Annotated in this window: 10 protein-coding genes and 1 pseudogene; 9 read left to right on the top strand and 2 right to left on the bottom strand. The window is 66.1% G+C overall.

Annotated elements, in window-relative coordinates; translation table 11 throughout:
• Nucleotides 1–289: 289 nt before the first annotated feature.
• From Q7A36_RS37140 to Q7A36_RS41870, 6 genes are all read left to right on the top strand, one after another.
• Complete coding sequence (locus Q7A36_RS37140) at nt 290–418, top strand: hypothetical protein (RefSeq protein ID WP_456306842.1); 129 nt, start codon at nt 290–292, stop codon at nt 416–418.
• A gap of 10 nt (nt 419–428) precedes the next feature.
• Entirely contained in the window at nt 429–1,145 is a 717-nt protein-coding gene (locus tag Q7A36_RS37145) for an SRPBCC family protein (RefSeq protein ID WP_305108835.1), read from the top strand.
• Nucleotides 1,146–1,158: 13 nt separating this feature from the next.
• Nucleotides 1,159–2,331 carry a zinc-dependent alcohol dehydrogenase gene (locus Q7A36_RS37150; RefSeq protein WP_305108836.1) on the top strand — a complete coding sequence of 391 codons (1,173 nt, stop codon included), beginning with the start codon at nt 1,159–1,161 and terminating at the stop codon, nt 2,329–2,331.
• Between the two features lie 47 nt (nt 2,332–2,378).
• Nucleotides 2,379–3,530, top strand: coding sequence for an SMP-30/gluconolactonase/LRE family protein (locus Q7A36_RS37155; protein ID WP_305108837.1), 1,152 nt, complete (start codon nt 2,379–2,381; stop codon nt 3,528–3,530).
• A gap of 81 nt (nt 3,531–3,611) precedes the next feature.
• Nucleotides 3,612–4,766, top strand: coding sequence for a glutathione-independent formaldehyde dehydrogenase (locus Q7A36_RS37160; protein WP_305108838.1), 1,155 nt, complete (start codon nt 3,612–3,614; stop codon nt 4,764–4,766).
• Nucleotides 4,767–4,852: 86 nt separating this feature from the next.
• Nucleotides 4,853–5,167, top strand: coding sequence for an FmdB family zinc ribbon protein (locus Q7A36_RS41870; protein WP_370655775.1), 315 nt, complete (start codon nt 4,853–4,855; stop codon nt 5,165–5,167).
• A 210-nt stretch (nt 5,168–5,377) separates the two neighbouring features.
• On the opposite strand, the gene Q7A36_RS37165 is transcribed toward Q7A36_RS41870, so the two are convergent.
• The gene (locus Q7A36_RS37165) at nt 5,378–5,773 is read right to left on the bottom strand and encodes an LLM class oxidoreductase (RefSeq protein WP_305108839.1); all 396 of its coding nucleotides are present in this window, start codon (nt 5,771–5,773) and stop codon (nt 5,378–5,380) included.
• 117 nt (nt 5,774–5,890) lie between these two features.
• Between Q7A36_RS37165 and Q7A36_RS37170 the strand changes: the two genes are divergently transcribed.
• The 3 genes from Q7A36_RS37170 (at nt 5,891) to Q7A36_RS37180 (ending at nt 7,423) form a co-directional block, all read left to right on the top strand.
• Nucleotides 5,891–6,439 (top strand): transposase, encoded by a 549-nt coding sequence (locus tag Q7A36_RS37170; RefSeq protein WP_305108840.1) that lies wholly within the window; start codon nt 5,891–5,893, stop codon nt 6,437–6,439.
• The gene (locus Q7A36_RS37175; RefSeq protein ID WP_305108842.1) at nt 6,406–6,834 is read left to right on the top strand and encodes an IS1595 family transposase; all 429 of its coding nucleotides are present in this window, start codon (nt 6,406–6,408) and stop codon (nt 6,832–6,834) included. Before Q7A36_RS37170 ends, Q7A36_RS37175 begins: the two co-directional genes overlap by 34 nt.
• Before the next feature lie 196 nt (nt 6,835–7,030).
• Nucleotides 7,031–7,423, top strand: coding sequence for a hypothetical protein (locus tag Q7A36_RS37180; RefSeq protein ID WP_305108841.1), 393 nt, complete (start codon nt 7,031–7,033; stop codon nt 7,421–7,423).
• Between the two features lie 82 nt (nt 7,424–7,505).
• Here the strand turns inward: Q7A36_RS37180 and Q7A36_RS37185 are convergent.
• A pseudogene (locus Q7A36_RS37185) lies at nt 7,506–7,723 on the bottom strand (IS5/IS1182 family transposase); the annotation flags it as partial.

Raw genomic sequence — 7,723 nt, forward strand, 5'->3', positions numbered from 1 at the left:
AGGCGGCCGACATTCACCGTCATCTTTCAGCTTGCTGACACTCGCCCCAATCTTGTCATTCGCAAGCGCGAGGCGTCGGTGGGCGCCCGGGTTCTGAGACTCGCCGCATGGCCTGGACAGGGATCTTCCTTAGGGTTTTTCCCTACGGAACGTAGGCGGCGCGTAGGCGTCCCCAACCGCGCACATAATGACCGGCATCTCCGACGCGACGCCGACGGCCCCGCACAGACCCATCAGAGGGGAGGATCTTCGATGAAAGCCCTCATGCACGCGCCAACTGCTCGGGCGCGTGCAGAAGGGTGAGATCGACCCCTCCTTCGTCATCACGCACAGCCGGCCGCTCGAGGAGGGGCCCGAGCTGTACCGGACCTTCCGGGACCAGAAGGACGGGTGCGCCAAGGTCGTCCTCAAGCCCTGAAGGTGACGCCATGACCTATCGGCATTCCGAACCGCCTCATCACGGCATGACTTCGCGCCATGCCCATGCGCCCGAATTCCGGCCCGTTCTGCTCCGCGTGAACGCCCTCGGCGTCGCGCTTGTGGCGGTGGCGGGCGTGGCCGCGATCAGCATGATCGGTGCCCAGACCCTGGCGCGCGGGCGCACCACCAGGATCGGCCACCAGCGCGGGAACGGCGAGGCTTCCACCTACGCCCATGAGCCCGAAGTCGAGCGCTCCCTCACTATCGAGAAACCAGCGGAAGAACTCCATGGCCTGTGGCGCGAGGCGGAGACGCTGCCGCGCGTGGCGGGCCACATCGCGCAGATCCGTACCCTGGGCGACGGGGAGACGCGCTGGCGCGTACCCAGCCCGTTCGGCCGTGATTACGAGTGGACGATGCGCCTGACCGAGGACCGCCCCGGCGAGGTGCTGCGCTGGAAGGCTGCGGACAGCGCGTCGGCTCTGCTCAGCGACATCGCGGTGCGGTTCCGCCCCGCCTCGGGCGGCCGCGGCACGGTGGTGACGCTGCGCGTCCGCGTCGACCCGCCCGGCGGCATGCTCGGCGAGGCGCTGCTGAAGCTCTTCGGCGGCGTCGTGCCCCGCGAGCTCCTCAGCAAATCGCTCCACTACTTCAAAAGCCTCGCCGAGACGGGCGAGATCCCAACCACCGAGCGCCAGCCCGCCGCTCGTGCCGACACGCGCTGAAGGAGATTCAACTATGCGAGCGCTCTATTGGAACGGCGTGAACGATCTGCGTGTCGGCACGGTGAAGGACCCGGAGATCGTCAACCCGCATGACGCCATCCTGCGCGTCCGCCTGTCCACGACTTGCGGCTCGGACCTGCACTTCATCGACGGCTACATCCCCTCCATGAAGCCCGGCGACGTGATCGGCCACGAGTTCATGGGCGTGATCGAGGATGTCGGCCCCGAAGTGAAGCGCGTGAAGCGAGGCGACCGCGTCGTCGTTCCCTCGTTCATCGTCTGCGGCCAGTGCTGGTACTGCCAGCACAACCTCTACTCGCTGTGCGACAACACGCATCCCAAGCCCGAGCTGCAGGCGCCGCTGCTCGGCGGGTATCCCACGGCCGGCATCTACGGCTACACTCACGCCTTCGGCGGCTACGCCGGCGCGCACGCGCAGTACGTGCGCATACCGTTCGCCGACAACGACTGCTTCAAGGTCCCTGACGGTGTGGCGGACGAGACGGCGCTGTTCCTCTCGGATGCGGCGCCGACCGGCTACATGGGCGCTGATTTCTGCGACATCCAGCCGGGTGACACGGTCGCGGTCTGGGGGTGCGGCGGCGTGGGCCTGATGGCGCAGCAGAGCGCGCGGCTGATGGGTGCCGAGCGGGTGATCGCGATCGACCGGTTCCCGGAGCGGTTGCGGATGGCGCGCGAGCACGCCGGCTCCGAGACGATCGACTACACGCAGGTCGACAGCGTCCTGGAGGCGCTGATGGAGATGACGGGCGGGCGCGGTCCCGATTCCTGCATCGACGCGGTGGGGATGGAGGCGCACGGCACCGGGCCGCAATACGCCTATGATCGCGTGAAGCAGGCGCTGCGCTTGGAGACGGACCGCGGCGAGGCGCTGCGCGAGGCCGTCATGGCCTGCCGCAAGGGCGGCACGCTGTCGGTGCTCGGGGTCTACGGGCTGATCGACAAGTTCCCGATGGGCGCCATCATGAACAAGGGCATGACGGTGCGCAGCGCCCAGCAGCACGGGCAGGCGTACATGGACCGGCTGCTCGCGCACGCCCAGAAGGGCGAGCTGAATCCGGCCTACCTCGCCACGCACCGCTTCTCGCTCGAGGACGGCCCGCGCGGCTACGACATGTTCAAGCACAAGACCGACGGCTGCGTGCGCGCGGTGTTCGCACCGTAGGGGCAGCCGCCCATCACAAGTCCTCCCATCGAGCCGATAAGGTGAGCATGGCCAAGTTCAAAACTACCGCCGCATCCATCGCCGCTGTCGCATTGGCGGTCCTCTCCGGCGGCCCATCCCTCGCGCAGCAGCAGCCGGTTGCTTCGGCGCCGAGCGGTCCGGCGCGGCTGCAGCTCGTGGTGAGCTTCGAGCACCAGGTAACCGGAGTGACGGTCGCGGCGGACGGGCGCATCTTCGTGAACTTCCCACGCTGGAGCGAGGACGCGCCCGTCTCCGTTGCCGAAGTCACGGGAGATGGCCAGGTCAAGCCCTACCCGAACGAGGAATGGAACGCTTGGCGAAACGCTAGGAAGAACCAGACTTCGCCGAATGACCACTTCGTTTGCGTGCAGAGCGTCGTCGCCGACGGGCGCGGAAGCCTCTGGGTGGTCGATGCCGCGGCTCCCGCGACCGCGCAGGTCGTCCCGGGTGGACCGAAGCTTATCCGGATTGACCTGGGGACGAACAAGGTCGCGCAAATCATCCCCTTCGGCAAAGCGGTGGCGCCCCAGGGCAGCTACCTCAACGACGTCCGCTTCTCGCGGGATGGGCTACATGCGTACCTGACTGATTCGGGTGCGAAGGGCGCGCTCGTCGTCGTCGAGCTCCAGAGCGGCCAGGCGCGACGCGTCCTCGACGGGCACCCGAGCACGCAGCCGGAAAAGGGGGTCGTGGTGAGGACGGACGGACAGGAGTTGCGCCGGCCGGACGGCCGTGGCGTCGAGTTCGCGGCCGACAGCATCGCGCTCTCTCCCGATGGTCGTTACCTCTACTGGAAGGCGCTGACGGGCAGGACGCTCTACCGCATCGCGACCGAGGCGCTCGACGATCCACGCCTGTCCGCGAAGGAGCTGGTATCCCGCATCGAGCGGGTCGGTGAGAGCGAGCCCACGGACGGCCTGTGGATCGACAAGCGCGGGCGGCTCTACATCAGCGCCATCGAGGCCAACGCCGTGAAGGTCCGCGACGGCGGTCGCGACACGATCCTCGTCCAGGACGAGCGGTTGCGCTGGCCCGACACTTTCTCCGAAGGACCTGACGGTACGGTCTACGTCACGAGCTCGCACATTCAGGACATGAGTTGGTTCAAGCCCGAGAACGGCCCGCGCCTCACGACGCAGTTATGGCGCATCGAGGGAACGGGGGCGCGGCGGCCGTGAGACGGAGGTAGCGCCAGTCCACCTCGGCCGCCTGCGACGCCGGTTGAAAGCGGTTCAAGCGATCAACTCAAGGAGGGGATCATGAGAGCAGTCGTATACAACGGACCCCGCGACGTTGCGGTGCAGGATGTGTCGGACGCGAAGATCGAGAAGCCGACCGACGTGCTGGTGCGGATCACCAGCACCAACATCTGCGGCTCCGACCTGCACATGTACGAGGGCCGGACCGACTTTCCGCGCGGTGGGGTGTTCGGGCACGAGAACCTCGGCCAAGTGGCCGAGGTGGGCAACGCCGTCGATCGGGTGAAGGTTCGGGACTGGGTCGCCATACCGTTCAACATCGGCTGCGGCTTCTGCAAGAACTGCGAGCGCGGCTTGAGCGCGTTCTGCCTCACCACGGCGGATCGGAGCGTTGTGCCGAACATGGCCGGCGCCGCCTACGGCTTCGCCGACATGGGACCGTACCGGGGCGGCCAAGCCGACCTGCTGCGCGTTCCTTATGGCGATTACAATTGCCTGAAATTGCCGCCAGACGCGGAAGAGCGGCAGAACGATTACGTGATGCTGGCCGACATCTTCCCGACCGGCTGGCACTGCACCGAGCTCGCCGGCCTGCGTCCCGGCGAGTCGGTTGTCATCTACGGAGCCGGGCCGGTCGGCCTCATGGCTGCCCACTCGGCGATGATCAAGGGCGCCTGCATGGTCATGGTCGTCGATCGCCATCCCGACCGACTGAAACTGGCGGCCTCGATCGGTGCCCTGCCCATCGATGACTCGAAGGGCTCCCCGGTCGATCAGGTCATGGAGCTGACGAATGGCGTCGGCGCCGACCGGGGCTGCGAGTGCGTCGGCTATCAGGCGCACGACCCGGACGGCCACGAGCATCCCAACATGACTATGAACAACCTGGTGAAATCAGTGAAGTTCACCGGCGGCATCGGCGTGGTCGGCGTCTACGTGCCGCAGGACCCGGCGCCCCAGGACCAGCTCTACAAGCAGGGCGAGATCGTCTTCGACCACGGTCTTTTCTGGTTCAAAGGGCAGAGCATTGGCACCGGCCAGTGCAACGTGAAGGCCTACAATCGGCAACTGCGTGATCTTATCTCGAAAGGCCGCGCGAAGCCTTCGTTCATCGTCTCGCACGAGCTGCCGCTGGACGAGGCACCAAACGCCTATAAGCACTTCGATGCGCGCGACGACGGCTGGACCAAGGTGGTCCTCAAGCCTGCGGCGTAACTGGCTGACATTGGGGGCGGGTGGTCTTCGCCGCCTTGGCCACTCAGCCGCCGCTCTGCTTCACAGCCACGTACATCGAGGGCGCCATGCCGGTCTACGAGTACGAATGCCAAGAATGCGGAACATTCACGGCGATGCGGCCGATCGCAGAGTTCCGCGATCCGTGCGCCTGCCCGACCTGCGGCTGCAGTGCTCCACGGGCTTCCCTCAGCGCGCCCAACCTCGCCGGCATGGCCTCCGCCCGCCGCAGTCTCGTCGCTTCGAACGAGCCCAGCACGAAGGTGGCCCATCCCGCCGGGTGCGGCTGCTGCGTGCGTCGGTGGCCCCTCCCGAGCGCGTTGTCATCGAAGGGGGGCCGCATCTTCTCGTCGAACGGGCCGCCAGGAAGGCAGGGGCGGTAGCGGTCACAAGAGCCGATTCCATCGAACCCAACCCCTCACGCAGAAGCGAACATGGCTTTTATCATCTCGCCCGAGGACGGGCGGGTGCGCGTCTGGAAGTTCACCGAGTGGAGTGACGATTTTCCCGTCGATGTGCCTCTCGCCCAGGCGTGCCCGGAGGACTTTGATGCCATCCTGCTGCCGGGTGGCGTCATCAACCCCGACAAGCTGCTAGCGGAGATTCTCCCGCAGGGTACGGCCAGCATACTCCTGCCGGAACAGCCCGCGACGCTGCAGTTCCGGCACTACCAGCCGACCGAATTCCTCGAACATTCCGGGCATGTGGGTGGGCGAGACGATGAAGCCGTCGCACGCACCGTCGTTGAACCAGTCCGCCATCTCGTCGGCGATCATCGCCGGCGTGCCCACCAGCAGCCCGCGCGGTCGGCGCACTGCCTCGGCGAAGCTGATGCCTTCCGCTTGCGACAGTTGCACCACCCGGTCGCGCGAACCCTGGATGCCCGCGTCACCCGCGGCGGCAATCACCTCGTCTTCGGTCTTCAGGTTGCTGACGTCAACGCCGAGCATGTTGGAGGTCCAGGCGATGACCAACTCCTGGTCGATCAAGCTCTCCAGGTAATCAGCTTGGCTCTTGTCGGGATCCGGGGAGATAGAGGACTGGCCGGCCTGACCGGGATCTGATGGGATGCAGGGCGGGTGCGGTCCGGTGCTGGAGGCCCTGTCATGGTCGGCGCAGAGCTGGTCAACCTCGCGTCGTTGCTGGACGACGCCAAGTGCTTCGCCATGGTGCGGCAGCACCGCTGGCCGGAGGGGGTGCAGTGTCCTGGCTGCGACAGCAAGGCGGTGGTGCGCGCTGGCCATGATGATAGCCAGCCGCATCGTCAGCGCTACCGGTGCAATGCCTGCGGCAGGCGCTTCGATTACCTGACCGGCACGGTCCTGGCCGGGCATCACCAGCCCCTGCGTGTCTGGGTGCTGTGCCTCTACTTCATGGGCCTGAACCTGTCGAACCGACAGATCGCCGCGGAACTGGGCTTGTCTGACTCGGACGTGCAGAGCATGACGGAGCAGCTGCGCAGCGGCTTTGCCGCCAAGACCCCGCCCGTGCGGCTGGAGGGCGATGTCGAGGTGGACGAGGTCTACGTCGTGGCCGGCCACAAAGGCCAGCCTGCTGCGGTCGCAAAAAGGGGCGGCTCGGACGCCGGCGCCGACTGGCGGGTGCGCCGGGACGCGGCACGCTGGAGAAGGACAAACCGCCCGTCCTCGGGTTGATCCAGCGTGGCGGCCAGCTGGTCATGCGCATGCTGCCCAATGTGCAGCAGCGGACGATCCAACCGATCATCGCCGCCATGGTCGCTCCGGGGAGCCAGGTCTACACCGACGAGTACGACATCTACGCCCGCCTTGAGGCTTGGGGCTATGGGCACCAGACGGTCTGCCATGCTCACGGCGAGTACGCCCGCGACGATGATGGCGACGGCTTTTGCGAGGTGCACGTCAACACCATGGAAGGGGTGTGGTCGCTCTTGCGGTCGTGGCTGCGGCCGCACCGGGGCATCTCACAGGAGAAGCTGCCGCTCTACCTCGCTTTCTTCGCGTTCGTGCACAACGCTCGCCGTCGCGGCAGAGCCCTCCTCAAGCAACTCATCGCCGCGCTGGTGGCCTGATATGCCTCTCCGCGCCGTCACCCCGGATCCCGATAAGAGCCTTCGATGTGATGCCGAAATTTGCAGCAGAACCTGCCAGCGTGACCGTGCGCACATACACTACATCGCCTGGAGCTGAAGCATAGCGCCGCGGGAGGTGGCCCAGTGCCATCCGCCCACACCTCCCACAGAGACTCCGAAAATAGGAGCTCCGACGGTGCTGAACGCTATCAAAAGGCTTATCGAAGATCCGGCTTTAGCGAAACAAATCGGCGTCGCGACCGCCAGGTCGGAAGGCATCGCCCTGCTACTGGGCGCTATTGCCGCCGTGTGTGTCATCGGCATTCTGACATTGCACAGATTGGGAAGTAGCCCGGACATTCTGGTAGCGGAGGCCTGCGGACACCGCCTGCCTTCCTGGAAGGGGGGCCAAGAGGGCGGGCCATGGCTTGGCCGCTCAGCCCATTTGCAGCCGGGGATTGACATGCGCCGGGTGCAAATGACCTGCTCTCCCTCGGAGCCCGGCGCAATCCATTCAGTGGAGCAAAGGAGCATCCGGCGGGACGAAGTGACCGAACTCGCCATCGACGCGCCCACCGACACTCCGTAGCAGCAGGGATCGCCGCAGAACTGGGACAGTGTGGTGCACGGATCAGCGGTGTGGACGCACGTAGCCCTACCCGCATTCGGGGTTATGCAACGCGGACATACTTCGGACATCCGAGCCTGAGCATACGGTTCAGCACATTGGCAGCGATGGCCACCTCCGTTGCCTGACGCTCGTCTGTTTGCGATCGGAGCCCGTCACCGATGACGCACTTCCAACGCGAGATGTCAGCCTCGATCAAGGCACGATCGTTGTAGCCCGAGGCTCGCTGCCAGCCCATGCGGCCGCGCTCGGCAATACATT

It is taken from the genome of Paracraurococcus lichenis, assembly GCF_030657435.1.
Classification (GTDB): domain Bacteria; phylum Pseudomonadota; class Alphaproteobacteria; order Acetobacterales; family Acetobacteraceae; genus Paracraurococcus; species Paracraurococcus lichenis.

Coding starts and splice junctions, on each gene's coding strand:
- Q7A36_RS37155 (WP_305108837.1), top strand. CDS start 2,379: ATGGCCAAGTTCAAAACTACCGCCGCATCCATCGCCGCTGTCGCATTG.
- Q7A36_RS37160 (WP_305108838.1), top strand. CDS start 3,612: ATGAGAGCAGTCGTATACAACGGACCCCGCGACGTTGCGGTGCAGGAT.
- Q7A36_RS37150 (WP_305108836.1), top strand. CDS start 1,159: ATGCGAGCGCTCTATTGGAACGGCGTGAACGATCTGCGTGTCGGCACG.
- Q7A36_RS37170 (WP_305108840.1), top strand. CDS start 5,891: ATGGTCGGCGCAGAGCTGGTCAACCTCGCGTCGTTGCTGGACGACGCC.
- Q7A36_RS37145 (WP_305108835.1), top strand. CDS start 429: ATGACCTATCGGCATTCCGAACCGCCTCATCACGGCATGACTTCGCGC.
- Q7A36_RS41870 (WP_370655775.1), top strand. CDS start 4,853: ATGCCGGTCTACGAGTACGAATGCCAAGAATGCGGAACATTCACGGCG.